Source organism: Sphingomonas sp. Leaf10 (assembly GCF_001421245.1).
Taxonomy (GTDB): domain Bacteria; phylum Pseudomonadota; class Alphaproteobacteria; order Sphingomonadales; family Sphingomonadaceae; genus Sphingomonas.
Genome location: NZ_LMKE01000001.1, coordinates 921058 through 947434 on the forward strand (window position 1 = coordinate 921058; position 26377 = coordinate 947434).

Below are 26377 nucleotides of genomic sequence, written 5' to 3' on the forward strand. Positions count from 1 at the left end.
GCGACAGCCTATTGCGCAGGAGCGACGTTCAACGCAAGTCCGTTGCGCACCGCAGCGACCATGTCGGTCAGGATGCTGCACCAACTAGCGACGCCCACAGGATCAGCGATCAGGTCGTTGCGGATTTCGACCGACAGCGAGTGGATGCCCTGCCCATCGGCATGACGGTCGAGCGTCGCATTGAGGAGGCGGCCCGAATACGGCTCCTGATCGCCGGTGCGGATGCCCTGCGCGCGGAGGAAGTCGATGGCGATGCGGGCGGCGCGGTCGTCGCGGCCGTAGAGGATGCCGGCGTGCCATGGACGCGGGGCGCCGGCGGTTTCGAGTTGCGGGTTGAAGCTGTGGATCGCGACGATCAGGCACGGGCGGTCGCGGCGGACCTGTTCGCGGATCGCCCGGTGATAGGGCGCGTGGAAGCGGGCGATGCGATCGATACGGTCGGCATCGATATTGGCGGGGATGGCGTGGCCGTCCGATACGGTCGGGATCAGGCCGGGGTGATCGCTCTGACGGTGCAGGTCGATGACCAGCCGCGAGACGGTACCGAGGATGGCGGGCGCATCGAGACTGGCCGACAGCGCGCGGGTGAGCGGGCCGGCGCCGATATCGACGCCGATATGCAGCGTCAGCAGTTCGGGCGCGATGGCCATATCGGGCGGCACATATGCCGAGGCATGGTCGCACAGCAGCAGCAACGACGGGTCGCGGCCGGGAAGATGGTCGGTCATGGAAACTCCGGCGGGCGGCGGGACTGGAAGGCGGCGAGCCCTTCGCGCAGTTCGGGGCCGGCAAATGCGGCGTCGAACCGGGCTTCTCCGCCGGGTTCGGCGTTCAGCATGCGCTTCAGGCCGCGCACCGCCTGCGACGCGTTGGCGGCGATGCGGGCGGCGAGGGTTTGGGCGAAGGGTAAAGCAGCCGGCGTCCGGTAGTGGATCAGACCGATCCCGAGCGCTTCGTCGGCGGTGATGGCGTCGCCGGTGAAGAGCAGCCGGGCGGCGTGGCCGCGACCGACAGCGGCGGTCAGGCGGGCGACGTCCGCGGGCGGATAGAGGATGCCGAGCCGGGCGGGCGGAATGGCGAAACGGGCGGTGTCGCCGGCAATACCAATGTCGCAGGCGAGGATCAGCGCGACCGCCGCGCCGAAACAGCCGCCATCGACAGCGACGACGACCGGCATCGGCAGCGCGGCGATGCCTTCGATCGCGGCGGAGAGGGCTTCGCGGAAGGCGGTGACGCGCGCGGGACCGCGGTGCAGTTCGGCGAATTCGGCGATGTCGGCACCTGCCGAAAAGACGCCGGGTTCGCGGGAGGCGAGCAGGACGACGCGGGCGTCCGATCGGGCGAGGTCGGTGATGGCAGCGGCAAGGCCGCGCCAATGCGCAGTCGACAGCGCGTTCCTTGCCGCCCCGCGCGCCAGCCAGAGGGTGGCGACATGGGCGTCGCGCGTGACTTCGATCACGGGCAAAAAGTGGGCGGCGTCGGGAGAGGCCGCCCACGGACGATCCGCTCCTGGCGTTTGATCCGCGCGCCTTCCGTTACAAACTTCGTGCCAATTGCTTTGCCCAGAGGCGGTGGCGCGGATCGTCCCGCTTCGAGCCGCATCGCCGTCACGCGAGTGCCGTTTCGAGGCACCACCAGTCGGGTTGCGCCGCGCGGATGACGGTGGCGGCTTCGCTGCGGGCGGCGGCGGTGTCGAACAGCGCGAAACAGGTCGCGCCCGATCCCGACATGCGCGCCAGCGATACGCTCGGCGCGGCATGGAGCATGGCGAGCACGTCGTCGATTGCGGGGGCGATCGCGCGGGCGGGCGGTTCAAGGTCGTTGCGGCCGGACTGGGCGATCGACACCGCGTCGCCTTCACCAATCGGACCGCGATCAATGCGGTCCCAACCGGCAAAGACCTGTGCAGTCGATACGGCGACGCCGGGATTGACCAGCAGCACCGGCAGTTTCGGCGCGTCGATCGGGGTCAGTCGTTCGCCGCGACCGCGCCCGATCATGGTGCGGCCGACCAAACAGGCGGGTACGTCGGAGCCAAGCCGGTCGGCAATCGCAATCAGCGCCGGGTGGTCGAGCGCGACGCCGTGCGTCCGCGCCAGCCCGCGCAGCGTCGCGGCGGCGTCGGCCGATCCGCCGCCGATGCCCGAGGCGACGGGCAAGTGCTTGTCGAGTACGATCGACACCGGATCGCCGGGACCGAAGTCGGCACGGAAGGCGTCGCGCGCGCGGGTGACCAGATTATCACCCTCCCCGCTTAAACCCGCCGCGAACGGGCCGGTGATGGCGAAGCCGTCGCGTTCGGACGGGGTCAGCGTCACCGTGTCGCCATCGGTGACGAAGGCGAACAGCGTTTCGAGTTCGTGATAGCCATCGGCACGCCGCGCGCGGACGTGCAGCGCGAGGTTGAGCTTGGCGGGAGCGGGTTCGACGATCATCGGATCAGCGTTGCGACGAAGCGGGTCCGTTCGCAAGCTTGCCCGCCAATCGCGTCGCATCGGCACCATCGGCCGCGACCGATGCCGCGCGCCATGCATAGCGTGCCTCGACCCGGCGACCGGCGGCCCAATAGACGTCGCCGAGATGTTCGTTGATCTCGACATCATCGGGTGCTTCGCGGGCAGCGGCTTCGATCAAGGGCAGCGCGGCGTTCAGGTCGCCGGCGCGAAACCGCGCCCAGCCGAGCGAATCGGCGATGGCCGGGTCCTTGGGCGCGAGGGCATGGGCGCGTTCGAGCATTTGCGTCGCCGCGGCGACATTCTCGCCGCGATCGACCTGTGCGTAGCCGAGATAGTTGAGCGCGGCAGGTTCCTGCGGGGCCAGCTCGACCGCACGGCGGAGCATCGGCAGCGCCGCCGCCCAGTGCCCCGCCCGGTCGAGTGCGGCGCCGCGTTGCAGATAGAGCGACCAGTCGTTCGCCGCACCGGGCAGCGCCATGGCACGGGCGTAGACGGCGGCGGCTTCGCCCGCACGGCCGGTCTCGAGGAGCAGGTCGGCGTAGCGGCGCAGGCTGGCGGTGGTCGCGTCGGCGCGCCCAGCCTGTTTGGCGGCCAATGCCAGTGCGGCGTCGAGATTGCCGGCGCGCTGCTGGATGACGATGGCGAGCGCGGCAGCGCTGGTTGCGAAGGGATCGTCGGCGGGGATCGCCGCCAGAGCCGCCTGCGCTTCCGTCGTCGCTTCGCTGCGCGCGAGCGCATCGGCGAGCGCGAGACGGGCGCGAGAAAATTTCGGGTCGAGCTGAAGCGCCGACCGGCTGAGCATGATCGCCAGTGGCTCGGTCCCTTCCGCCGACAGGTCACCAGCCATGCGCGTGAACAGACGGGAGATGCCAAAGCGGGCATCGCCCTTGCTGCCCCGACCGAGCGTCGCGGCGCTGCGCGACAGGACCGGATCTTCGCTGGCGAGGAGCGCGCGCGCCGTGTCGCCCTGCCCGGCCCGCGCTAGCAATTGCGCGGCGTTCAGACGGAAATCGGCGTCGTTGCCGCCGACCGTCAACAGCGTGCGGACGGCGGCGATGCCCTCCGTCACCTGTCCGGTCGCGAGCAGGCGCAGCGCGTGGTTCTCGGCGGCATAGCGGCGGGGGATGGCACCGCCGTCGCCGGCGATTGCGGGAGCGGGCACATCGACCCATTCGGCCAGCAGCGGCGCGAGGAAGCCGAGCGGCGATCCCGCCAGCCGGGCGAGCGCCGTTCGCTGGCCGGTGACGTCGCGCTTGTCGACGGCATCGGTGAAGGCGAGGATATCGAGATCGGGTGGCGCGACGTCGGCGGCACACAGCACGGCCCCGGCACGACGGGCGAGTACCAGGTCGCCACTCGCCAATGCCTCGCGCAACGCCCGCACCGCGATGACCGGATCGGACGGCTGCGCCGCCAACGCCTGCGCATAGCCCTGCGCCGCGATCGTTACCCGGCCATCGGCATCGGCGGCACGGGCACGGGCATAGGCGGCAAGCGGAGTGTCGGCGGCAAGGGCGGGTGACGCGGACAGCGCCGCCGCGAGGATGCCGAGACTACATGTTCGGATAATTCGGTCCTCCGCCGCCTTCCGGCACGACCCAGTTGATGTTCTGGGTCGGATCCTTGATGTCGCACGTCTTGCAGTGGACGCAGTTCTGCGCATTGATGACGAATTTCGGCGTGTCGGTCTCTGCCCCGACGATTTCATATACGCCCGCCGGGCAATAACGTTGCGCGGGTTCGTCGTAGAGCGGCAGGTCGTATTCGACCGGTACGTCGGGGTCTTTCAGCGTCAGATGGACCGGCTGATCCTCTTCGTGATTGGTGTTCGACAGGAACACCGACGACAGGCGATCGAAACTCAGCACGCCATCGGGCTTGGGATAGGCCATCGGCTGTACCTGATCCTTGCGCCACAGGCTTTCGTGATCGGGATGATGGCCCATGGTGAAGGGCATGCGCAGGCCCCAATGTTCCGCCCACATCGTCGCATTGGCGACGCCCGATCCGACGAAATCGCCGAACTTCTTGACCAGCGGCACGACGTTGCGGACCTTGCGCAGCTCTTCGTAGACCCAGCTTGCTTCGTAGGCGGCGGTGTAGGCGGTCAGCTCGTCGCCCTGCCGTCCGTCGCGGACGGCGGTGAAGGCGGCTTCGGCGGCCATCATCCCCGACTTCATCGCGGTATGGATGCCCTTGATCCGCGGCACGTTCAGGAAGCCCGCCGAACAACCGACCAGCGCGCCGCCGGGGAAGGTCAGCTTCGGCACCGACTGCAAACCGCCATCGTTGATCGCCCGCGCGCCATAGGACACGCGCTTGCCGCCCCTGAGGATCGCGGCGATCGCCGGATGGGTCTTCCAGCGCTGCATCTCGTGGAAGGGCGAGAGATACGGGTTGGAATAGTTGAGCCAGGTGACGAAGCCCAGCGCCACCTGCCCATTCGCCTGATGGTAGAGGAAGCCGCCGCCATTGGACCCACGCGTTTCGCTGAGCGGCCAACCCTGGGTATGGATCACGCGGCCGGGGACGTGGTTCTCGGCGGGAATGTCCCACAATTCCTTGATGCCGAGGCCATAGACCTGCGGCTGGCTGTCACGGGCAAGGTCGAAGGTACGGATGATCTGCTTGGACAGATGCCCGCGCACCCCTTCGGCGAAGAAGGTGTATTTGGCGTGGAGTTCGAGGCCCGGCTGCCAGTCGGGCTTGTGCGCGCCGTCGCGCGCGACGCCCATGTCGCCGGTCGCGACGCCCTTTACCGAACCGTCCTCATGAAAGAGGATTTCCGCCGCCGCGAAGCCGGGGAATATCTCGACACCCAGCCCTTCGGCCTGTTCGGCCAGCCAACGACACATATTGCCGAGCGACCCGGTGTACGTGCCGGTATTCTGCATGAACGGCGGCAGGATACGGTGCGACACCTCGCTGCTGCCGGTTTCGGACATCAGCCAGTGATGGTTTTCGGTTACCGGCACTTCGGCCATCGGGCAGCCCATCGTCCGCCATTCCGGCAACAGTTCATCCATCGCGCGCGGATCGAACACCGCGCCCGACAGGATATGGGCGCCGACCTCCGACCCCTTTTCGAGGACGCAGACGGCGATCTCCTCGCCCGTCTCGCCCGCCGTCTGCTTCAGCCGGATCGCCGCGGACAGGCCGGCAGGCCCCGCGCCGACGATCACGACGTCATAGGGCATCGATTCCCGTTCGCTCATCTTCCATCCTCTTCGCGGGCGCCGCGTACGGCCCAACCTCGTCGCGCTACTGCAACGCCCTGTCCTCCCCCACGATTTGGGCAGATTGACGGGGAGGTCAAGGCAAGCCTTAAAGGCTGCATGGGGGCGGACCAGCATATCCAGTGGCACGAAGCCGCAGCCAGCGCACTGGAATGGTGGCAGGATGCCGGTGTCGACACGCTGGTCGAGGACGAACTGCGCGACTGGTTCGCGACTCCCGCGCAGTTGCGGGCGCCCGCTGCCGTAGCGTCGACGCCCGTTGCCGACCTGCCGCCCGACACGCTCGATGCGTTTGTGGCGTGGCGTATGGGCGATGCGGCGCCGGAGGCCGGATGGAATGCCGAGCGGCTGCCGGTCACCGCGACAAAAAATCCGGCGCTGATGATTTTGACCGACCTGCCCGAACCCGATGATTCGGCGGAAGCCGGGTGGATGACCGGACCGGTCGGCGTGCTGCTCGACCGGATGCTGGCGGCGATCGGGCTGGACCGGGATGCGGTGACGATCGCCGGGGTCGCGCAGGCGCGGCCGCTGACCGGGCGGATGCCGGGCGAGGCGCAGGCGACGCTCGACGATCTGGCGCAGCGGCTGGTGACGCTGGTCGCGCCGCGCAAGTTGTTGTTGTTCGGGGCGGAACCGTGCCGGGCGCTGCTGGGGCCGGACGGGCAACGCGGTGGTTTACGGACCCTTCACCATGATGGCATAGACTGCCCCGCCATCGCCACTTTCCATCCGCGCTTCCTGTTGGAGCGGCCCTTGGCCAAGGCGGAAAGCTGGCGGCATTTGCAGTTGCTTACCAGGGAAACGACCACGTGAAGCTGACCCCTATCGTGTTCGCGGCGCTAATGTTGCCCGCCCTCGCCGCTCATGCCGGCGAGGCGCCGACGCTGGGGAGCGTTGCCCGCACGCCGGTCGAGGCGCGGGTGCCGCCGCAATTGTCGGCCGAGGACCGGGATGGCTATCTTCAGGTGTTCGCCGCGATTCGCGCCGCGCGCTGGGCCGATGCGCAATTGCGGCTGGACGCGATGAAGCCGGGTCCGCTGCATGCCGTCGCCCGCGCTGAACTTTACACCGCCAAGGGATCGCCACGGGTCGAGCTTCCGCAATTGCTGGCGCTGCTGGCGGATGCACCCGACCTGCCGCAGGCGCCAGACCTTGCCCGCCTCGCCAAGCTGCGCGGGGCGGACGCGGTGCCCGAACTGCCGACGCCGCAGAAGCTGGTGTGGTTCGACGCAGCACCAGTGCGGGTGCGTGCGAAGGCCGCGCGCAGCGATGCCGCCGCCGCGCAACTGCTCGAAGCGATGAAACCGTTCGTGAAGGCCGACGACGGTGCCGCCGCCGAAGCGCTGATCGGACCGCGCGAATCGGAACTGACACCCGAAGCGCTGACCGAGATGCGCGGGCGGGTCGCGTGGATCTATTTCGTGGGCGGCGACGATGCCAATGCGCGCCGGCTGGCGGCGGTGGCACAGCGTGGGTCGGGCGACTGGGCGGCGCAGGCCGACTGGACGCAGGGGCTGGCGGCGTGGCGGCAACAGGATTGCGCGGCAGCGCAGACCGCCTTCGCCAGCGTTGCGCAGCGGGCGGGCGATACCGAATTGCGCTCGGCCGGGCTGTATTGGGCGACGCGTGCCGACATCGCGTGCGGGCGGCCCGATCTGGTGCAGGCGCGGTTGCAGACCGCCGCGCAATATGGTGAAACCTATTACGGGTTGCTGGCGCGGCAGGCGCTGGGGCTGATCGACGGGGCCGATGCCAATGGACGCGCGCCTGCGACCGACGACTGGCGCGCGCTGGAGCGCCGGTCGAACGTCAAGGTCGCCGCCGCCCTGACAGAAATCGGCGAAGGCGCGCTGGCCGACAAGCTGCTGCGGCATCAGGCGCGGATCGGGGGTGCCGGCGACTATGCGGCGCTGACCCGGCTGTGCGGCAGCCTGAACCTGCCCGCGACGCAGCTATGGCTGTCGCATAACGGTCCGCAGGGCGCACGCCCGCTGGCCGAAGCGCGCTACCCCGCGCCCGACTGGACGCCCGAGGGTGGCTGGCGCGTCGACAAGGCGCTGGTGTTCGCGCACACGCTGCAAGAATCGCGCTTCGATGCCGGTGTCGTCAGCCCGGCGGGCGCGACCGGGCTGATGCAGATTCGCCCCGGTGCGCTGACCGACTATGCCCGTTCGCATGGGTTACAGCTGGAAAAGTCGGCGCTGTCGAAGCCGCAGGTCAATATGGCGGTCGGGCAAAGCTATCTGGAACAGCTGCGCGATCGGCCGTTCACCGGCGGGCTGCTGCCCAAGGTCATCGCCGCCTATAATGCCGGTCCGACCCCGGTCGAGGCGTGGAATGTGCAGTTGAAGGACGGCGGCGATCCGCTGCTGTACATCGAATCGATCCCCTATTGGGAGACGCGCGGCTATGTCATGACCGTGCTGCGTAACTACTGGATGTACGAGAAGCAGGCGGGCAAGCCATCGGCGAGTCGATCCGCGCTGGCGCAGGGGATGTGGCCGAAATTTCCCGGCCTGCCGGGTGCCGCCGCCGTGCGGGTGAGCAAGACCGGCCGGACGCGCGTCGCCGATGCCAATTGATGAGTCGCGGGCGTTCGTGCCCGTGCGGATCGCGGTATTGACCGTTTCGGACACGCGGGGACTGGCCGAGGATCGCTCGGGCGACACGCTGATCGCGCGGGTCGAGGGGGCGGGCCATATCCTTACCGCCCGTGCGATCGTGCGGGACGATATCGATACGATCGTCGCGCAACTCGACCAATGGATCGACGATCCGGCGATCGACTGCGTCATCACCACCGGCGGCACCGGGGTTACCGGGCGCGACGTGACCCCGGAGGCGGTCGAGCGGGTTGCGACCAAGCTGATCCCCGGCTTTGGCGAACTGTTCCGCTGGCAAAGCTATGCCAAGATCGGCACGTCGACGATCCAGTCGCGCGCCACCGGCTGTGTCGCACGCGGTACCTATGTCTTCGCGCTGCCCGGATCGACCGGCGCGGTGAAGGACGGGTGGGACGGCATCCTCGCCGAACAGCTGGATAGCCGCCACCGCCCCTGCAACTTCGTCGAACTTATGCCGCGCCTGCTGGAACGGTAACTTATTCGGGCACCATCGCCGCCAGCACATGCCCGTCGGGATCGCGGAAATGAAACCGCCGCCCGCCGGGAAAGGAAAAGATCGGTTCGACGATCGTGCCGCCCGCGGCTTCGACCGCGGCCAGCGTCGCTTCGAGGTTGTCGACCTGAACGACCGGCAGCATGACCGTCAGCGACGTATCGGCATCCAGCCCGACATCGGTATCGCCGGTCGTCGTCGCCGCATAATCCGGTCCGTAATTGGTGAAGGTCCAGCCCATCACCTTCGCGTAGAAGTCCGCCGCCGGTCCGGTCGACGCGACCGGCAGTTCGAGATAGTTCAGGCGCGCCATATCGTCCTCCCGTTCATGTTCTTGCTTCGTTCTAGATGAGGCAGTAGGATCGCGCAATGCGCAACCGTCCTGCCCGTGGAGCGACCGACAATGCGGTAAGCAACCGCTTCGCGGCACCGGTGCGCGATGCGAATGGTGATTGGCTCGATTGGCGCGAGACGGTGGACGGCGCGGAGCCGGTGCTTCGGACGACGGTGACGATCGAACAGCCGCGCACGATCATCGCCCGCAACACCTCCCCCGACATGCCGTTCGATCGGAGCATCAACGCATATCGGGGTTGTGAGCATGGCTGCATTTACTGTTTCGCGCGGCCGACGCACGCCTATCACGACCTGTCGCCGGGGCTGGATTTCGAGACGAAGCTGTTTGCCAAGCCAGAGGCGGCCAAGTTGCTGCGAGCCGAACTCGGCAAGCCCGGCTATGTCGCGCGGCCGATCGCGATGGGGACCAATACCGATCCCTATCAACCGATCGAGCGCGAGTGGCGGATCACGCGCGACTGTATCGCGGTGCTGGCGGAGACGAACCATCCGTTGACGATCACGACCAAGTCGGACCGGGTGGTGCGCGATATCGACCTGCTGGCCCCGATGGCGGCGAAGGGACTGGTCAGTGTCACGCTGTCGGTGACGTCGCTCGACCCGGTCATTGCGCGGACTCTCGAGCCGCGCGCGCCGCATCCGCTGAAACGACTAGAGGCGGTGGCGAAACTGAGTGCGGCGGGGATCCCGACCTATGTCTCGATCTCGCCGGTCATTCCCGCGATCACCGATCATGAGGTCGAGCATCTGATCGAACGGGCGGCCGAATCGGGGGCGAACGGTGCGTATTTCCTGCCCGTGCGGCTGCCGCACGAGGTCGCACCACTGTTCCGCGCATGGCTCGATACGCATTTCCCCGATCGCGCGGGCAAGGTGATGGCGATCGTCCGGTCGCTGCGCGGCGGGCGCGACAATGATCCGGGGTTCCATTCGCGGATGCGGGGGCAAGGCGTGTGGGGACAATTGCTGGCGACACGCTTCGCCATCGCCTGCCGTCGGCATGGGTTGACCGGTGGCCATGCGCCGCTGCGCTGCGACCTGTTCCGCCCGCCGGCCGGGGCGCAGGGCGAGTTGTTCAGCTGAGCGACGGAACCGTTGTCGTATCGCAACGTATTCCGAACGAGACTGAACGGGGACTGGAAGATGACGACACGGATCTGGACCGCGGCCATGCTGTGCGCTGCGACGATCACCACCCCGGCGGCGGCGCAGACGCGATCGATCTCGCAGAGCGACCGGGCGCAGGGCGCGCAGGCCAATCCGCAGTTGCTGGCGCAATATGGCGGCAAATATTCGGGGCCACAGTCGGCCTATGTCGAGCGGGTCGGCAAGCGGGTGGCGGTGCAGTCCGGCCTGTCGAACGCCAGCGGCGACTTCACGGTGGCGCTGTTGAATTCGCCGGTCGAGAACGCCTTCGCGATCCCCGGCGGCTATGTCTACATCACCCGGCAGTTGCTGGCGCTGATGAACAGCGAGGCGGAACTGGCGGCGGTGATGGGCCATGAGGTCGGCCATGTCGCCGCGCGGCACAGCAATTCGCGCAGCACCCGTTCGACGCTCGGCACGGTCGGCGCGACGTTACTGGGGGCGGTGACCGGCAGCGATCTGGTCGGGCGGATCGCCGGGGTCGGATCGCAGCTCTATACCCTGTCGTACAGCCGCAATCAGGAATATCAGGCCGATCAGTTCGGCGTGCGCTATGCAACGGCGGCGGGCTATGCGCCGTCGGGCATGGCCGATGCGCTGGTGCAGCTGAACGAAGCGCAGGCGTTGGCGGCGCAGACCAGCGGGCGGGGCGGCAACGCCGTGCCGACATGGATGAGCACCCACCCCAATGGCGCCGATCGCGTCCGCCGGGCGCGGGCGCTGGCGCAGCAGGCCGGTCGCGCGACGACCCAACCGGCACAGGACGTGACCTATTTGCGGATGCTGGATGGCCTTCGCTATGACGACGATCCCGCGCAGGGGGTGATCGACGGCACGACCTTCAAGCACCCCGCGCTCCGCATCCGCTTCACCGCACCGGCAGGCTATGCGCTGCAGAACGGAACCGACGCGGTGACCATCGCCGGGCAAGGCGGGCAGGCCGAGTTCCGGATGGGGCCGGCCGGCGATCCGGCGAGCTTCGTGCAGCAGCGGCTGGCGTCGCTGGGGGCGCGGACCGCGGTCGAGCCACAACTGACGAGGATCAACGGCACCGAAGCCGCGATCGCGACGACGCGCGCTACCGCCAACAACCAAGCGGTCGATGTGACGATCGTCGCCTATCGCTACCCCTCGGCCATCTATTATTTCCAGATCGTCACGCCCGCCGGACGCGGCATCGGCCCGTTCGAACCGCTGCTCGACAGCTTCGGCACGCTCAGCCAGGCCGAGGCGAATGCGATCGTCGGCAAGCGCATCCGCATCGTCACGGTGAGGGCCAACGACACCGTCGATTCGCTCAGCCGGCAAATGGCCTATCCCGATTTCCAGCGCGACCGGTTCCTGACCCTGAACGGGCTGGAGGACGGCGCACGGCTGGTGCCGGGGCAGTTGGTGAAGGTCGTGGTGCGAGGCTGACCCCTTCACCTCGCCCTTCGGCCATGCGAAGGGCGGGCGATGACCAGCCATGACGTCATCATCCTAGGCGCGGGCGGTGCGGGCCTGTTCTGCGCCGGGATCGCCGCGCAGCGCGGGCGGCGGGTGCTGGTCGTCGACCATGCGCCCGAGCCGGGACGCAAGATCGTCATTTCAGGCGGCGGGCGGTGCAACTTCACCAATATCGGGGCGAGCTGGGATCGCTATGTGTCGGCCAATCCGCAATTCGCGCGATCGGCACTGTGGCGCTACACGGCACAGGACTTTGTCGCGCTGGTGGATCGGTACGGCATCGCGTGGCACGAGAAGACGCTGGGGCAGTTGTTCTGCGACGGGTCGGCACGGCAGATCGTGGCAATGCTGCTCGACGAGGCGGCGGGCGCGGATATCGCGCTCGGCCAGCCGATCCGCGACGTGAGTCATGCTGACGGCGTGTTCACCGTCGTGCATGGGGACCGTAGCGCCACCGCGCCGTCGCTGGTCGTCGCGACCGGTGGACCGTCGATCCCGAAGCTCGGCGCGACGGGGTTCGCCTATGATCTTGCCAAGCGCTTCGGGCTGAAGCTGGTCGAGCCGCGGCCGGCATTGGTGCCGTTGACGCTGCCGCCCGAGGATGCGCTGTTCCGCGAATTGTCGGGAGTCGCGACCGAGGTCGTGGCGGGGGCCGGCAAGGCGAAGTTTCGCGAGGCGGCCTTGTTCACCCATCGCGGGCTGTCGGGACCGGCGATCCTGCAGGCGTCGTCCTATTGGCGGCATCGCGAGGCGGTGACGATCGATTTCGTACCCGACCAACCACCGGGCTGGCTGCTCGCGACCAAGCGCGCGCGTCCCCGCGCCGGGCTGCGGTCGGCGTTGGGAGCCGCCCTGCCCGACCGGCTGGCGGAAGCGCTGGCGGCGAAGTTCGAGGTGACGGGCGAACTCGGCAATGCGCGCGATGCGGTGCTGGGCGATATCGAACGGCGGCTGTCGGGCTGGGAATTCCATCCCAACGGCACCGAAGGCTTTGCCAAGGCGGAGGTGACCGTCGGCGGCGTCGCGACCGATGGGCTGAATCAGAAGACGATGGCGGCAAAGCATCTGCCCGGCCTGTATGTCATCGGCGAGGCCGTCGACGTGACCGGCTGGCTCGGGGGCTATAACTTCCAATGGGCATGGTCGAGCGGCTGGGCGGCGGGACAGGCGGTGTGACGCGCAAGGCGTCGTTCCCGCCGGTCGTGGATGCGGGGACGCGCGTGCTGATCCTTGGCAGCCTGCCGGGCGACGCCTCGCTGGCGGCGGGGCGCTATTACGCGCATCCGCAGAACCAGTTCTGGCGATTGCTGTCGCCGGTGGTCGGCGTCGACCTGCCGGTGCTGGGCTATGACGCGCGACTGGCCGCGCTTCAGGCAGCGGGCATCGGCTTGTGGGACGTGGTGGCGAGTGCGACCCGCCCCGGCAGCAGCGACGCCGCGATCCGCGATGCGACCGCGAACGACGTTGCGGCGCTAATCCCTACCCTGCCCGCGTTGCGGCTGGTGGCGTTCAATGGGGGTACGGCTTGGAAGGCCGGACGCTGTTTGGTGGCAGGCGTCGAGACGCTGGCGCTGCCGTCGAGCAGTCCGCTGCATACGGTCGGGGTAGCAGCGAAACAGCCGGCTTGGGATGCCATCGCCCGGTTTGTTTGGGCTAGGAGAGGGACGAGGTGACGCCTCCTTGTAACTGCGGATCATACCCGGCAGGATTGCTACCGAGGAGCCTCAAGTCGATGAGCAGGGACGCCCGGGATTCAATCCGATTATGGACAACCAGTCTTGCCATCTTTGGGTTCATATGGGCCGCATGGCACTTTAGTTGGTTCGACGGAGTGTCTGACGGGTGGTTCGGCTCGATCGCCGGCCTACTTGGCTTCGTTAACCTTGCGCTGTTCTTCCACGGCCTATGGCAACGCCGGGATACCAACCCCGACCATCCGAACCGGCGCTGATCGGGGACGTTCGTCGGTGATGTCGCTTCGGACCCGGCTCGCGTTACTCCTGCTGACGACCATCGTTCTGGCAGACGGTTGCCATCGCCCGACGCTCGACCATTCCGAATTGGCAGCGATCCGGTCGGGTGCAGTGCGGCTCATGCGGATGCAGGCCACGCAGCCCTCCCACGACGAACCTGCGTCTGACGACTGGCCGATCGCCATCCAGCAGCTCCGTCCTGACCGGGTGATTGTCCGCCAGCAAAGCGTCTATATCATCACCACATCTTGGTTCGACGGCGGTTGGGGATATTACGTCACCCACGATCGATCGGCTACGGCGCTTCCCAATGTCTGCTACCGTCCAATCGGCAAGGATGTTTACTGGCACGACTCCTGCTAACACTGCCCGGTATCGATCTCATCCGTCCTTAATCTTCGGCAATTTCCGCGACCGGTCGCTCCCCGGTTGCAATCGCCCTGCCCCCTGCCCCATAGCGTCGCTTATGTCCGACGAACGCGATGTTTCCGCCCTGTCCTTCGAAGATGCGCTCCGCGAACTCGAGGGAATCGTAAGCCGGTTGGAGACGGGTCAGGAAGACCTTCAGACCGCGATCGACCTGTATGCCCGTGGCGACCTGCTGCGTGCGCAATGTGCCGCGCGGCTCGATGCGGCGCAGGCGCGGATCGAAGCGATCCGGGTCGATGCCGAAGGGCGCGCCTCGACCCAGCCGTTCGACGCGCAATAATGGCGACGATCGCGCCGCCGGTGTCGCTGAACGCCGCCCTCCGCGAAATCTCGGCAGAGATGGATCGGCAGTTCGATGCGCTGCTGCCGGTACCCGGCGATCCGCGCGCGAACCTGTACCGGGCGATGCGGCATGCCGCGATCGGCGGCGGCAAGCGGCTGCGGCCGTTGCTGGTGTTCGCGACCGCGCGGCTGTTCAACGTCGAGCGAACCCGTGCCGCCCGCGCCGCGCTCGCGATCGAATGTATCCATGTCTACAGCCTGATCCACGACGATTTGCCGGCGATGGACGACGATGACATGCGGCGCGGCAAGCCGACCGTGCACAAGGCGTATGACGAAGCGACCGCGATCCTGGCCGGCGACTGTCTGCACGCGCTGGCATTTGAAATTCTGGCGCATGAAGCGACCCATCCCGACAGCCATGTTCGGATCGAACTGATCGACGATCTGGCCCATGCATCCGGTCCGTCGGGTATGGCGGGCGGGCAGGCCATGGACCTAGAAGCCGAGGAAACCAGCTTCGACCTGAACACCGTGACCCGGTTACAGGCGATGAAGACCGGCGCACTAATCGCGTGTTCGGTGGAAGCCGGTGCGATCCTCGGCCGGCTGCCGTCCGATCAGCGCACTTCGCTGCGCGGCTATGCGCGCGACATCGGCCTCGCCTTCCAAATCGCCGACGACATTCTCGACGTCGAGGGCGACGAGGCGGCGGTCGGCAAGGCGCTGCGCAAGGATGGCGAGGCGGGCAAGGAGACGTTCCTGTCGCTGCTCGGCCTCGATCGCGCGCGCGAACAGGCGCGGTTGCTGGTCGAACAGTCGATCGAACATCTGCGGGACTTCGGCCATGAAGCCGACCTGCTGCGCGCCATCGCCCGCTATGTGCTGGAGCGCGATCGGTGAGGATCGGCGTTTATCCCGGGACCTTCGATCCGATCACGCGCGGGCATATGGATATTATCCGGCGTGGTGCAAAGCTGGTCGACCGGTTGGTCATCGGCGTTACGACAAACCCTTCAAAATCGCCAATGTTTTCGCTCGACGAACGCTTAGCGATGGTCGAGCGCGAGGTGGCCGAGGTCGGGGGCGATATCCGGGTAGTCGCGTTCGATGCGCTGCTGATGACCTTTGCCGAGCGGCAGGGAGCGAACGTGATCGTGCGGGGACTGCGTGCCGTCGCCGATTTCGAATATGAGTATCAGATGGCGGGCATGAACCAGCAGCTGAACGACCGGATCGAGACGGTCTTCCTGATGGCGGACGTGTCGCTGCAACCGATCGCGTCGCGGCTGGTCAAGGAAATCGCGATGTATGGCGGGTCGATCGCCAAGTTCGTGTCGCCGGCGGTGTGTGAGGACGTGGTCGCGAGGGTCGAGAAGCTGGGGCGCAAGGGCGACTAACGCCGGCGCCACCACCAGGTCAGGCCGCCCAACAGCAGGATCGCGATGCCGCCGCCGGCCAGTACCTGCCAAGACGGCAGCCAGCGGCCGATGAGTTCGCTGAGGCCATGGCCGAACCAATAGCCGATCGAGACGAAGATCGTCGCCCAGAGGAGCGCCGCCGATCCGTTGAGGATGGCAAAGCGTGCCAGCGGCAGGTGGGTGGTGCCGATCGCGACCGGGCTGACGGTGCGTAACCCGTAGAGGAAGCGGAAGGCGAAGACGAACAGCGTCGGATGCCGTTCGAACGTCGACAAGGCGCGGGCAAAGGCGGGCTTATCCTGCCAGCGTACGACGCGCGGATGATGGCGGAAGCGGCGCCCGGCGGCGAAAAACAACTGGTCGGCGATGAACGATCCGATCGCGGCAGCGAGGATCGCACCGACATATGGCAGCACCCCGCGCTGGACCATGATCCCGCCGAGGATCACGACCGTCTCCCCCTCCACGCCCGCGCCCAGCACCAATGCGGCAAGGCCGTAGCGGGCGATCAGTGCTTCGATCGTCATAAGCGGGCTTTCGGCATGGCGGCACCGTAGCGGCAAGTCTTCGCGGGTAAAGCGAAACGCGCCCCTTTCGTGCGACCGGTACCAGCGCTAGATGCCGGACATGCTTGCTCCTCCCCTTCCCTCGCGCGCCCGGCCGGGCGCAATCGCCCGCTGGCTGTGGTGGGTCGCGGCGCTGATCGTGGCGATGGTGGTGGTCGGGGGCATCACGCGCCTGACCGAATCCGGGCTGTCGATCACCGAATGGAAGCCGCTGTCGGGGACGATCCCGCCGCTCAACGCCGCGCAGTGGGAGGCGGAGTTCGCCAATTACCGCCGCATCCCGGAATATCAGCTGCTTAATCAGGGCATGACGCTGGCGCAGTTCAAGGGCATCTTCTTCTGGGAATATGTCCACCGGCTGCTGGGGCGCGTAATCGGGCTGGCCTTTGCCCTGCCGCTTGCGTGGTTCTGGATACGCGGCGCGATCCCGGCCGGGTATAAGGGGCGGTTGCTGGCGCTGTTGGCGCTGGGCGGGCTGCAGGGGGCGATCGGGTGGTGGATGGTAGCGTCCGGGCTGGCGGTGCGGACTGACGTGTCGCACATCCGGTTGGCGGTGCATCTGCTCAACGCGCTGTTCATTCTTGCGGGGACGGTATGGACCGCGCTCGACCTGCGCGAGTTGGCAGCGGATCGCTATGCGCGGCCGGCGCGGATGACGGCGATCGGCGGGGTCGCGGGGCTGGTGCTGTTCGTGCAGCTGTTGTTCGGGGCATGGGTCGCCGGGCTGAATGCCGGGCTGGTCACCGATGAGTGGCCGCTGATGAATGGGCGGTCCTTTCCGGCGGACGAATGGGCGGCGCGCAGTCCGTTGGATGCGATCGTCAACGATCCGTACGTCGTGCACTTCATTCACCGCTGGTGGGCATGGGTGACGGTCGCGGCGCTGATCGTGCTGGCGCGCGCCGCGAAACGGGCCGGGCATCCGAAGGTGGCGAAGGTGGTACATATCGCATTCGGCATTCAGATCCTGCTGGGCATCGCCACCGTCATGACCGGGGTGCGGATCGAGCTGGCGGCGCTGCATCAGTTCGTGGGGGCGATGCTGGTCGTGGCGACGACGTGGGCGGCGCATACGACCGGTCGACGGGCATAGGGTATCCAGATACCTGTCAGCAAAGCCGCGCTTTGCTTGACTTTAGCGCCCGGTTTCGGCAATTGCCCGGCGTTCGCACCGCTCCGGTTCGGGGTGGATGCGGTTAACTTCCGAAAGGTCCAACGCCCATGAAGGCGCTCATGAAGACCACCAAGTCGGCCAAGCCGCACGAGGTGGAGAAGAAGTGGCATATCGTCGATGCCGACGGCCTGGTGGTCGGTCGCGCTGCGTCGATCATCGCCAACGTGCTGCGCGGCAAGCACAAGACGTCGTTCACCCCGCACGTCGATTGCGGTGACAACGTCGTCGTCATCAATGCCGACAAGATCCGCTTCACCTCGAACAAGGCGAAGACGAAGACCTATTACAAGCACACCGGCTATGCCGGCGGCATCAAGGCGGTCACCGCCGAGAAGGTCCTCGAAGGTCGTTTCCCCGAGCGCGTCCTGGAAAAGGCCGTCGAGCGGATGATCCCGCGTGGTCCGCTGGGCCGTGAGCAGATGCGCAACCTGCGCATCTTCAAGGGCACCGAGCATCCGCACGGCGCGCAGAACCCCGAGGTTCTCGACATCGCGAGCATGAATCGCAAGAACAAGGTGGGCGCATAATGTCCGACAACCGCCAGTCCCTTTCCGACCTCGCCAACCTGACCGGTCAGCAGGCACCCGCCGCCGCGCCGCAGGCCGCTCCGGCCGCCGAAGTTGGCACCGACGCCCCCGCCGCCGCTCCGGTCGAGCCGGCCCGTCCGACCATGCCGCTGCGCGCGCAGGAAATCGACGCCTATGGCCGCGCCTATGCGACCGGTCGTCGCAAGGACGCCGTCGCCCGCGTGTGGCTGAAGCCGGGTTCGGGCAAGATCACGATCAACGGTCGCGATCAGGAAGTGTATTTCGCACGTCCGACGCTGCGTCTCGTCATCAACCAGCCGTTCGGCGTCGCCGACCGCAATGGTCAGTATGACGTGATCTGCACCGTCAAGGGCGGCGGCCTGTCGGGTCAGGCCGGCGCGGTCAAGCATGGTATCAGCCAGGCGCTGACCCGCTACGAGCCGATCCTGCGCGCGCCGGTCAAGGCCGCCGGGTTCCTGACCCGCGACAGCCGCGCGGTCGAGCGCAAGAAGTACGGCAAGGCGAAGGCCCGCCGCAGCTTCCAGTTCTCGAAGCGCTAATCGGATCGGCCACGCACGGGATACCGAAAGGTTCCCGTTTGCGGCCAGTCGCGGTACGTTTGGGGCGGTCCGGTGTCGGGCCGCCCTTTTCGTTTGTCCGGTAACCGTATAGCGAGTGCCGGTCCGCACGCTGGCGGAGCCGAAAACAAGAGACGCCATGACATCGCGTGCCAAGACTTCGTTGCTGCCGCTTGCCGATTCGGACCTGTGGCCCGACGAACTGCGTCGCAGCCTGTCCGACAAGCTGTTCACCATCGCCTTCGGTGCGATCCAGTGGCCGTGGCTGCTGCGCAGCCTGTCGGGTGGCAAGCGCGCCGACAAGGCACGGTTGATGGCCGACCTCAGCCTTGCCGCCGATGCGCTGCCCAATCTGGGAAGCTGGAAGGCGGATACCGGCTATCTCTCGCTGATCGTCGAGCAGATCGCCGCCAGCCGGCCGCGTACCGTCGTCGAACTGGGCACCGGCGCGTCGAGCCTGGTGACCGGCGCGGCGCTAGCCAAGCATGGCGGCGGACAACTCATCAGCTTCGACCAGCATGCCGGCTTCGTCGATGCGACGCGCGAATGGCTGGCGGAGCATGGCATCGCCGCCGATCTGCGCGCGGCGCCGCTGGTCGAGGCACCGGGCGACTGGCCGGGTGTCTGGTACGATATCGATGCGCTGCCCGATCAGGTCGACCTGCTGCTGATCGACGGGCCGCCATGGACGATCCACCCCTATGTACGCGGCGCGGCCGAGACGCTGTTCGACCGGTTGCCGGTGGGCGGCGTGGTGATGCTGGACGATGGTGCGCGGCCGGGCGAACGGGTGGTCGCACAGCGTTGGCGGCGGCGCTGGCCGAACTTCCGCTTCGAACTGGTCAATCGCGGGACCAAGGGGACGCTGATCGGGCGGCGATTGGCGTAGGGCTGAGGTCTGCCGACGTTGTGTCCGGACCTCTGAGCAGGCGGGGGTCCAGAGCCGAGCAAAACAACAGCTTGCGTATGTGGCCCTGGATCCCCGCCTGCGCGGGGAAACGGTGAGGTGGACTTCCGCATTGATCTCGACGTGATCGGCGTTGCTGCTTTCACTGCGCGCTGAAGAAGCGGGCCTCCGGATCAAGTCCGGGCGACGGAATCGGTCACCCTATCCGCCCAGCGTCACCGGTTCGTCCGCCGCGCCCATCTTGCGAGCGATGGTTTCGAACTCCCGCCCTTCGATGCGGATTTCGTTGAACGACGGCGGGTCGCGGCGGGTGCGGGTCGACAGGGTGCCGGCCCCGACCATGCGCAACGTGCCGCCGGACGATCGATAGGGCATGTCGAACGGGTCATGGACATGGCCCGACAGGACGGCGTGAGCACCGGCAGCGGCAACCGCATCGAGCGCCGCTGCGCCGCCATCGGTTTCACCCCTGGACTTGGTGCCGACATCGACCAGCGGATGATGCGCCGCGATGAAGATCAGGTCGTCCTTCGGCACGCGTTCGATCAGTTTGAGCGTCCGCGACAGCGCCTTCGGCCCGACATAGCCCTTCGACCAGTCCCAGCGGAACTGGAAGCGAGCGGTAGTCTTGAGCGGAACGATGGCGACGCCGTCGATTTCGAGCGGGCGTTCGATCATGCGTTCCAGCCGCTTGTAACGCTTATACGGGCGGATGAAGCGGGCGAAGAGGTTGTAGAGCGGCAGATCGTGATTGCCGACCTCCACCGTGACCGGGCGGCCGAGGCTTTCGAGCCACTCCGCCGCCGCTTCGAACTCCGCGGTGCGGGCGCGCATCGTCAGGTCGCCGGTCATGATGATCGCATCGGGTTGTTCGCGCTTCACCGCTTCGCCGAACCACGCGATCGCCGCCTTGTCCTCCGCGCCGAAATGGACGTCGCTGACATGAAACAGGCGGATCATCGGGCGTTCCCCTAAAACTGCAATTGCAGCCAACGCGCGAGGGGGGTTAGCGCTCCGACCGAATGGTGAGCGCTGTCAACCCGCCGGCGGCCGCGACCAATGCCAGCGCGACGAATATGGCGCCAAGGCCCGCCCCGGCCGGTACCAGCGCCGCGAGCAGCGGCGGCACACAGGCCGGCAGCGTGTTGGTAAGGTTGAGGATCGCCAGATCGCGACCACGCGTGGCCGGCGACGGCAGCAACTGCATCGCCAGCGCCGAATGCAGCGCGAGGAACACCGACAGCCCGGTCTGGGTCACGCCATAGCCGATCGCGGCGCCGACGAAGCCGGGGGCCAGCGCCATGCCGATCAGCCCGGCGACGACCAGCAGGGTCGCGCCGCCCAGAAAAGGCTTGCGCCCGCCGACCCGGTCCGACCAGCGCCCGGCCAGGATAGTCGCGACGACGACGACGCCGGTCACGACGGCCATCGCCTGTGCGACCGGCCCCGCCGCATCCCCCTGCCCCCGCCAGCGATCGGCGAAATGGAAAAAGGCATAGGCGGTCAGGCCGTTGCCGGCGACCTGCATCGCCAGCCGCGCGACCCATGCGCGGATAAGGTCGCTGCGGGCGAGCGCGGTCGTGGCCGGGGTGTCTGCATCGGCGCCGCCGCCGGCGCCGCGTTCGCGCACGAACAGCAGGAACGGCACGATCATCACCGCTGCCAGCACGACGTTGGCGGCGAACCGGGCGGCTTCGGTGGCGAAGAACGGCGCGGTCACCGCCGCTGCCGACAATACCCCGATCGGGTGCGAAATGCCGAGCAGCCCCGACACCCGCCCCTTCGTCCCGTCCGGCACTTCGTCGGCCATGACGGCGACCATCGGCGCGAACATCAGGTTCAGGGCGACCTGCCACAGCGCGATCGCGACCAGCAACGACGTGGCGGTGGCGGCGGCATGGACGGCGGCGAAGGCGAGCGCGATCAGCACCAGCCCGACCGCGATGGGCAGGCGCCGGCTGCCGCGACGTCGCCAGCCGATATCGCTCACCCAGCCGGCGGCGATATTGGCGATGCTGGCGACCAGCGCCCCGCCCAGTACCGCCTGCCCCAACAGGGTCACGCGGTTGGCGGGATCGATCGCCGCGACCTTCACCTGCAACAGGATCGAGACGAACGGCATGAACGCGACGAACAGGCCGCAATAGGCGAGCGTGTAGAGCGCGACGAACCCGCGCGGCATCGCAACCGGTGTCGGCGTCAACGCCCCGCCGTCCGGCGCAGCGCGACGACCAGCTGGCTGATGGTATAGGGCTTGTGCAGCAGGTCGAAACCCATGGTGCCGTGCCGGACGATCACGTCGCTATAGCCGCTGGTCAGCAGCACCGGCAGCCGGGGATGCGTTTCGCGCACGCGTGCCGCCAGCTCCATGCCGCCAATGCCCGGCATCATCACGTCCGAGAATACCACGTCGAAACCATCGGGGTCGTCATCCAGCAGGTCGATCGCGGCCTGACCATCGGGCGCATGGACCGTGACGAAGCCCTGCGCCTCCAGCGCGTGAGTGGTGGTGGTGCCGACCGCTTCGTTATCCTCGACCACCAGGACGCGCAGCCCGTCGCCGCCGCTGGGTTGGGCATCGCTGCGCGCGGTTGCGGCGTCGCCCGTGGGAGCGGCGGCGCGTGGCAGGTACAGGATGAATTCGGTGTTGCCCGGCACGCTGCGCGCGCGGACCTCACCGCCCGATTGCTTGGCGAACCCGAATACCTGACTGAGGCCGAGACCGGTGCCCTTGCCCAGTTCCTTGGTCGTGAAGAACGGTTCGAACATGCGACCCAGCGTTTCTTCGTCGATGCCGCTGCCGGTGTCGGCGATGGTCACCGCGACGAACGATCCCGATGCGGCGGGGGCGGTCGAACTGGCGGGCAGGCCGTCGATGCACGCGACCGACAGGGTCAGCCGCCCCTCACCCTGCATGGCGTCGCGGGCGTTGGCGGCCATGTTGACGATGGCGGTGTCGAACTGATTGGGATCGGCATCGATATAGGCCGGATCGGCGCTGGCCTCGATCGTTACATCGATCCGCGAACCGGCCAGCGTACGGATGATGTCGCCGAGGGCGGCGACCGCGACATTGGCGTCGAACGTCTCGGGCTGGAGCGCCGAACGTCGGGCGAAGGCGAGCAACTGTCCGGTCAGCTTGGCGGCGCGATCGACGGTGTCACTGATCGCCGAGAGATAGCGTTCGCGCCGTTCGGGCGCGAGGGTCGGTTGCCGGAGCAGATCCACCGAGGAACGGACGATGGTCAGCAGGTTGTTGAAGTCATGGGCGACGCCGCCGGTCAGCTGGCCGATCGCTTCCATCTTCTGACTCTGGCGCAGCGCGTCCTGTGCCGTCACCAGCGCCTGGGTCCGGTCGACGACTTGCTTCTCCAGCGACGATGCGAGCGCCGCCAGTTCGCGTTCGGCACGGCGGCGTTCGGTTGCCGCCCGGGTCCGCTCGGCAACCTCGCGGACGAAGGCGATCTCGTCGTCGCGCCACACGCGCGGTTCGCCATGATTGGCGTAGATCAGCGCGACCAGCCCGCCCAGTTCGGTGAGCGGCATGTTGATGAACGCGCGGGCGTTGATCGATTCGAGCTGCGCGGCAGTGTCGACGGTACGCGGATCGGTCCGGGCATCGGCGACTACCGCCGTCTCGCCACGCTTCAGATCGTCGATATAGCTGCCATAGTCGCGGAAGTGCAGCACGCCGGCGATGGTGGTGACGCCCGGCGCGTTCCAGTCGCGTTCGATGGTAATCGTCTCCGCCGCGCGATCCACCAAGCCATAACCGACGCGGTCGACGCCCAGCGCCTCGCCGATGATACGCGACGCGGCGGTGGTCATCTCGACCGGATCGTCGAGCAGGCGCAGCATCTCGTTCAGCTCGGCCATCGCCGCGCGCATGCCCTCCAGCCGCTTATAGACGGTGACGTCGATCGACACGCCGGTCAGGCGCGTAATCTCGCCCTGCGCATCGCGGGTCGGCTGGCCACGGCTGGCGATCCAGCGCGTCTCGCCGCCGGGTACGCAGACGCGGACCTCGATCTCCAGCGGCTCGCCCGCGAAACTCGCATCGATCGCCGCCAACGCCGCCGCGCGGTCGTCGGGGTGGAGGATGGCGGAGATTTCGGCGGGCGATGGCGGATAATCGGCGTCGAAGCCGAAATTGGTGCGGCAGATCGCCGACATGCTGAGCTGGTGCGTGGTGCGATCGAACGCCCAGGTGCCGAAGCGCCCCGCCTCCAGCGCGAACAGCATCTCGCGCTCGCGTTCTTCCTGTTCGCGGAAGCGGCCGGCGAGTTCGACGAGCAGCGCGGCGTTGCTCGATTCGAGGCCGTCGACCCGGTCGCGTTCGGCGGTGACATCGAGCTGGCTGGCGAAGAAATAGGCGAGCTTGCCGTCGGCATCGGGGACGGGTGCAAGCAGCAGCCGGTTCCAGAACGGCGTACCGTCGCGGCGATAGTTGCGGATGTCGACCTCGATCGACCGCTCGCCCGCCACCGCCTCGCGGATCTGCGCGACCGTCGCCGGGTCGGTGTCCTTGCCCTGCAGGAAACGGCAGTTGCGGCCGATGATCCAGTCGCGGTCATAGCCGGTCAGGCGGCAGAAGGCGTCGTTGACGAACACCACCGGATTGTCGGGCAAACGCGGGTCGGTGACGAGCATCGGCATCCGCGTCGCGCGGACCGCTGCGACGAACGGATCGGTGCCGATGTCGGTCCCGGCAATTTCCAGCGCGATACGACGATCGTCTTGCCGCGCCGTTTCGCTGCTGCCCCCGTCCTGATCCACGTCGCCTCGCATCGCCCAAGTAACGTGGCCCGCCGGCTGCCGGTCCGCAGCCGCGCCCCCCTCCGGCTATGCTATGATAGGATCAGCGGCGAACGTCCAGCCCGCCGGCAAGAAACGCATCGATATCGGATTGATGGAACAAGCTAAAATCACCCGGCAACGAATGTTTCAGCGCAGCGACCGCCAGTCCCCAATGCGCGGCGACTTCCTCGTTCTTGCCCGACATCAATCCGTGGAGCACGCCGCTGGCAAAGGCGTCGCCGCCACCGATGCGGTCGACGATGCCCGAGATCGTGATTTCGTCGGTCTGTACCGACCCCGACGGCGTATCGATCCGCGCCGACAGCCGATGCCGGTCGGCATCCTCGACCTGACGCGCGGTCGAGGCGATGTGCTTGAGGTTCGGGAAAGCCGCGAACGCCGCCTCTGCCGCCTCGCGCCGGCGATCCTCGCCCTCGCCCGAAAATTCGCGGCCGAGCAGCAGCGATACGTCGCGGTGGTTGCCGAACAGCAGGTCGGCAAGCCCCACCAGCTTCGTCAGCACGCCGCGCGGATCGCTGTCCCATGCTTCCCACAGGCGGGCGCGATAATTGCCGTCGAACGAGATGGTCAGCCCCTTCGCCCGTGCCGCTTCGGCAGCGGCGATAGCGGCATCGGCGCTGTCCGGCCCGAGCGCGGGGGTAATGCCCGAAAGGTGCAACCGGGTGCAACCGTCGAGCAGCCGGTCCCAGTCCCAGCTATCGGCTGGGGCGGTGGCGAAGCTGGACCCGGCGCGATCATAGACGATGTCGGAGGCGCGCAGGCCGGCGCCGACGCTCAGGAAATACATCCCCATCCGCCCGTCACGGGTGACGACGCGCGAACAGTCGACGCCCTGCGCGCGGATGGCCGAGACGGCACCGCGCCCGAGCGGATTGTCGGGAACCGCGCTGACGCAGGCGGCGGCATGGCCGAGATTGGCGAGACCGACCGCGACATTCGCCTCCGCCCCGCCGACATGCACGTCGAACCGGTGGCTTTGCATCAGCAACTCGCGACCCGGAGCGCTGAGCCTGAGCAGCAATTCGCCAAAACACAGGATCATCGTGCCAGCCATCCCCCATCGACCGCGAGGACATGGCCGTTGACATAATCGGACGACGACGAGGCAAGGAATACCGCAGCGCCGCCCAGATCGTCGGCCGCACCCCAGCGCCCCGCCGGAATGCGTTCGAGGATCTGGCGGTTGCGGGTTTCATCGGCCTGCAACGCGGCGGTGTTGTTGGTGGCGATATAGCCCGGCGCGATCGCGTTGACGTTCACGCCCTTCGCCGCCCACTCGTTCGCCAGCAGCTTGGTCAGGCCGCCGATCCCCGATTTCGATGCGGTGTAACTGGGCACCCGCACGCCGCCCTGAAACGTCAGCATCGATGCGATGTTGATGATCTTGCCCCGCCCCTGCGCCACCATGTGGCGGCCGGCGGACTGGCAGAGGAAGAACACGGATTTCAGGTTGGTGTCGATGACCGCGTCCCAGTCCGCTTCCGTAAAGTCGAGACTGTCGGCGCGCCGGATGATTCCGGCATTGTTGACCAGAATATCCAGCCCACCGAGTGTGTCGACGACCTGTGCCACCACCCCCTCGACCGGGGCGATGGTCGACAGGTCGGCGGAGACGATCTCCGCCCGGCGACCCATCGCCCGCACCTGTTCGGCAGTCTCGGTGGCGGGGGTGCGCCCGATCAGCGCGACGTCGGCCCCGGCGGCGGCCAGCGCCAGCGCGATCGCCTGTCCGATGCCGGTATTGGCACCAGTGACGGCCGCGACCCGGCCCGAAAGATCGAAAGGATTCATGGTAACTCCTCGGTTCCCCATGGGGGGTCGCTTGTCGCAGGCAGTTGGTCAGAAACGCCGTTTGTCCTGAGTAGCCATTGAGCCTGCCGAAATGGCGTATCGAAGGACCGTCTGTGACAAAGTGCTTCGATACGGGTCTTCGACTTCGCT

At 67.4% G+C, this 26377-nt stretch carries 27 protein-coding genes; 15 read left to right on the plus strand and 12 right to left on the minus strand.

Features of this window, described 5'->3' with window-relative positions; translation table 11 throughout:
- Positions 1-8: 8 nt before the first annotated feature.
- From ASE59_RS04305 to ASE59_RS04325, 5 genes are all read right to left on the minus strand, one after another.
- Entirely contained in the window at positions 9-728 is a 720-nt protein-coding gene (locus ASE59_RS04305; RefSeq protein WP_056452337.1) for an N-formylglutamate amidohydrolase, read from the minus strand.
- A complete protein-coding gene (locus ASE59_RS04310; protein ID WP_056452340.1) occupies positions 725-1459 on the minus strand; it encodes an enoyl-CoA hydratase/isomerase family protein in 735 nt (244 codons plus the stop codon). The genes ASE59_RS04305 and ASE59_RS04310 overlap by 4 nt, the downstream gene beginning before the upstream one ends.
- 148 nt (positions 1460-1607) lie before the next feature.
- A complete protein-coding gene (locus ASE59_RS04315; RefSeq protein WP_056452343.1) occupies positions 1608-2435 on the minus strand; it encodes a 4-(cytidine 5'-diphospho)-2-C-methyl-D-erythritol kinase in 828 nt (275 codons plus the stop codon).
- 4 nt (positions 2436-2439) lie between these two features.
- On the minus strand, positions 2440-4119 hold the full coding sequence (locus ASE59_RS04320; protein WP_082458060.1) for a tetratricopeptide repeat protein: 1680 nt from the start codon (positions 4117-4119) through the stop codon (positions 2440-2442).
- A complete protein-coding gene (locus ASE59_RS04325; RefSeq protein ID WP_056452349.1) occupies positions 4010-5671 on the minus strand; it encodes an electron transfer flavoprotein-ubiquinone oxidoreductase in 1662 nt (553 codons plus the stop codon). Before ASE59_RS04325 ends, ASE59_RS04320 begins: the two co-directional genes overlap by 110 nt.
- Before the next feature lie 120 nt (positions 5672-5791).
- Between ASE59_RS04325 and ASE59_RS04330 the strand changes: the two genes are divergently transcribed.
- Genes ASE59_RS04330 through moaB form a run of 3 tightly spaced genes read left to right on the plus strand, consistent with a single transcriptional unit; the run spans position 5792 to position 8794 of the window.
- The gene (locus ASE59_RS04330) at positions 5792-6508 is read left to right on the plus strand and encodes a uracil-DNA glycosylase family protein (RefSeq protein WP_056452352.1); all 717 of its coding nucleotides are present in this window, start codon (positions 5792-5794) and stop codon (positions 6506-6508) included.
- Positions 6505-8277 carry a lytic transglycosylase domain-containing protein gene (locus tag ASE59_RS04335; RefSeq protein ID WP_321163214.1) on the plus strand — a complete coding sequence of 591 codons (1773 nt, stop codon included), beginning with the start codon at positions 6505-6507 and terminating at the stop codon, positions 8275-8277. The genes ASE59_RS04330 and ASE59_RS04335 overlap by 4 nt, the downstream gene beginning before the upstream one ends.
- Positions 8267-8794 (plus strand): molybdenum cofactor biosynthesis protein B, encoded by a 528-nt coding sequence (moaB, locus tag ASE59_RS04340; protein WP_056452354.1) that lies wholly within the window; start codon positions 8267-8269, stop codon positions 8792-8794. The genes ASE59_RS04335 and moaB overlap by 11 nt, the downstream gene beginning before the upstream one ends.
- Before the next feature lies 1 nt (position 8795).
- Here the strand turns inward: moaB and ASE59_RS04345 are convergent, their stop codons facing one another.
- Positions 8796-9125, minus strand: coding sequence for a VOC family protein (locus ASE59_RS04345; RefSeq protein ID WP_056452357.1), 330 nt, complete (start codon positions 9123-9125; stop codon positions 8796-8798).
- A gap of 56 nt (positions 9126-9181) precedes the next feature.
- Here ASE59_RS04345 and ASE59_RS04350 point away from each other — a divergent pair, with 56 nt between their 5' ends.
- From ASE59_RS04350 to coaD, 8 genes are all read left to right on the plus strand, one after another.
- Positions 9182-10252: a PA0069 family radical SAM protein gene (locus ASE59_RS04350; RefSeq protein ID WP_056452360.1), complete on the plus strand. Its 1071-nt coding sequence runs from the start codon at positions 9182-9184 to the stop codon at positions 10250-10252.
- 60 nt (positions 10253-10312) lie between these two features.
- Positions 10313-11731: a M48 family metalloprotease gene (locus ASE59_RS04355; RefSeq protein WP_056452362.1), complete on the plus strand. Its 1419-nt coding sequence runs from the start codon at positions 10313-10315 to the stop codon at positions 11729-11731.
- A 39-nt stretch (positions 11732-11770) separates the two neighbouring features.
- Positions 11771-12937, plus strand: a complete 1167-nt coding sequence (locus ASE59_RS04360) for an NAD(P)/FAD-dependent oxidoreductase (protein WP_056452365.1) — start codon at positions 11771-11773, stop codon at positions 12935-12937.
- Positions 12901-13434: a DNA-deoxyinosine glycosylase gene (locus tag ASE59_RS04365; protein WP_082458094.1), complete on the plus strand. Its 534-nt coding sequence runs from the start codon at positions 12901-12903 to the stop codon at positions 13432-13434. Before ASE59_RS04360 ends, ASE59_RS04365 begins: the two co-directional genes overlap by 37 nt.
- 195 nt (positions 13435-13629) lie before the next feature.
- Positions 13630-14097 (plus strand): hypothetical protein, encoded by a 468-nt coding sequence (locus tag ASE59_RS04370; protein WP_235515636.1) that lies wholly within the window; start codon positions 13630-13632, stop codon positions 14095-14097.
- Positions 14098-14200: 103 nt separating this feature from the next.
- Positions 14201-14443, plus strand: a complete 243-nt coding sequence (locus tag ASE59_RS04375; RefSeq protein ID WP_055999565.1) for an exodeoxyribonuclease VII small subunit — start codon at positions 14201-14203, stop codon at positions 14441-14443.
- The gene (locus tag ASE59_RS04380; RefSeq protein WP_056452374.1) at positions 14443-15348 is read left to right on the plus strand and encodes a polyprenyl synthetase family protein; all 906 of its coding nucleotides are present in this window, start codon (positions 14443-14445) and stop codon (positions 15346-15348) included. Before ASE59_RS04375 ends, ASE59_RS04380 begins: the two co-directional genes overlap by 1 nt.
- Positions 15345-15845, plus strand: a complete 501-nt coding sequence (coaD, locus tag ASE59_RS04385) for a pantetheine-phosphate adenylyltransferase (RefSeq protein WP_082458061.1) — start codon at positions 15345-15347, stop codon at positions 15843-15845. Before ASE59_RS04380 ends, coaD begins: the two co-directional genes overlap by 4 nt.
- On the opposite strand, the gene ASE59_RS04390 is transcribed toward coaD, so the two are convergent.
- On the minus strand, positions 15842-16393 hold the full coding sequence (locus tag ASE59_RS04390) for a DedA family protein (RefSeq protein WP_056452378.1): 552 nt from the start codon (positions 16391-16393) through the stop codon (positions 15842-15844). The two genes, coaD and ASE59_RS04390, sit on opposite strands and share 4 nt — an antisense overlap.
- 100 nt (positions 16394-16493) lie before the next feature.
- Here ASE59_RS04390 and ASE59_RS04395 point away from each other — a divergent pair, with 100 nt between their 5' ends.
- The 4 genes from ASE59_RS04395 (at position 16494) to ASE59_RS04410 (ending at position 19600) form a co-directional block, all read left to right on the plus strand.
- Complete coding sequence (locus ASE59_RS04395; protein ID WP_082458095.1) at positions 16494-17525, plus strand: COX15/CtaA family protein; 1032 nt, start codon at positions 16494-16496, stop codon at positions 17523-17525.
- A gap of 128 nt (positions 17526-17653) precedes the next feature.
- Complete coding sequence (gene rplM, locus ASE59_RS04400; RefSeq protein WP_082458062.1) at positions 17654-18133, plus strand: 50S ribosomal protein L13; 480 nt, start codon at positions 17654-17656, stop codon at positions 18131-18133.
- Complete coding sequence (gene rpsI / locus ASE59_RS04405) at positions 18133-18693, plus strand: 30S ribosomal protein S9 (protein ID WP_082458063.1); 561 nt, start codon at positions 18133-18135, stop codon at positions 18691-18693. The genes rplM and rpsI overlap by 1 nt, the downstream gene beginning before the upstream one ends.
- Positions 18694-18850: 157 nt before the next feature.
- On the plus strand, positions 18851-19600 hold the full coding sequence (locus ASE59_RS04410; RefSeq protein WP_056452384.1) for a class I SAM-dependent methyltransferase: 750 nt from the start codon (positions 18851-18853) through the stop codon (positions 19598-19600).
- A 219-nt stretch (positions 19601-19819) separates the two neighbouring features.
- Here the strand turns inward: ASE59_RS04410 and ASE59_RS04415 are convergent, their stop codons facing one another.
- The 5 genes from ASE59_RS04415 to kduD form a co-directional block, all read right to left on the minus strand.
- Positions 19820-20578, minus strand: a complete 759-nt coding sequence (locus ASE59_RS04415) for a metallophosphoesterase family protein (protein ID WP_056452387.1) — start codon at positions 20576-20578, stop codon at positions 19820-19822.
- A gap of 46 nt (positions 20579-20624) precedes the next feature.
- The gene (locus tag ASE59_RS04420) at positions 20625-21800 is read right to left on the minus strand and encodes an MFS transporter (RefSeq protein ID WP_056452391.1); all 1176 of its coding nucleotides are present in this window, start codon (positions 21798-21800) and stop codon (positions 20625-20627) included.
- 17 nt (positions 21801-21817) lie between these two features.
- On the minus strand, positions 21818-24406 hold the full coding sequence (locus tag ASE59_RS04425) for a PAS domain-containing protein (protein WP_056452394.1): 2589 nt from the start codon (positions 24404-24406) through the stop codon (positions 21818-21820).
- Positions 24407-24476: 70 nt separating this feature from the next.
- The gene (locus ASE59_RS04430; protein ID WP_056452891.1) at positions 24477-25478 is read right to left on the minus strand and encodes a sugar kinase; all 1002 of its coding nucleotides are present in this window, start codon (positions 25476-25478) and stop codon (positions 24477-24479) included.
- Positions 25475-26227, minus strand: a complete 753-nt coding sequence (gene kduD / locus ASE59_RS04435) for a 2-dehydro-3-deoxy-D-gluconate 5-dehydrogenase KduD (protein WP_056452397.1) — start codon at positions 26225-26227, stop codon at positions 25475-25477. Before kduD ends, ASE59_RS04430 begins: the two co-directional genes overlap by 4 nt.
- Between the last annotated feature and the right edge of the window lie 150 nt (positions 26228-26377).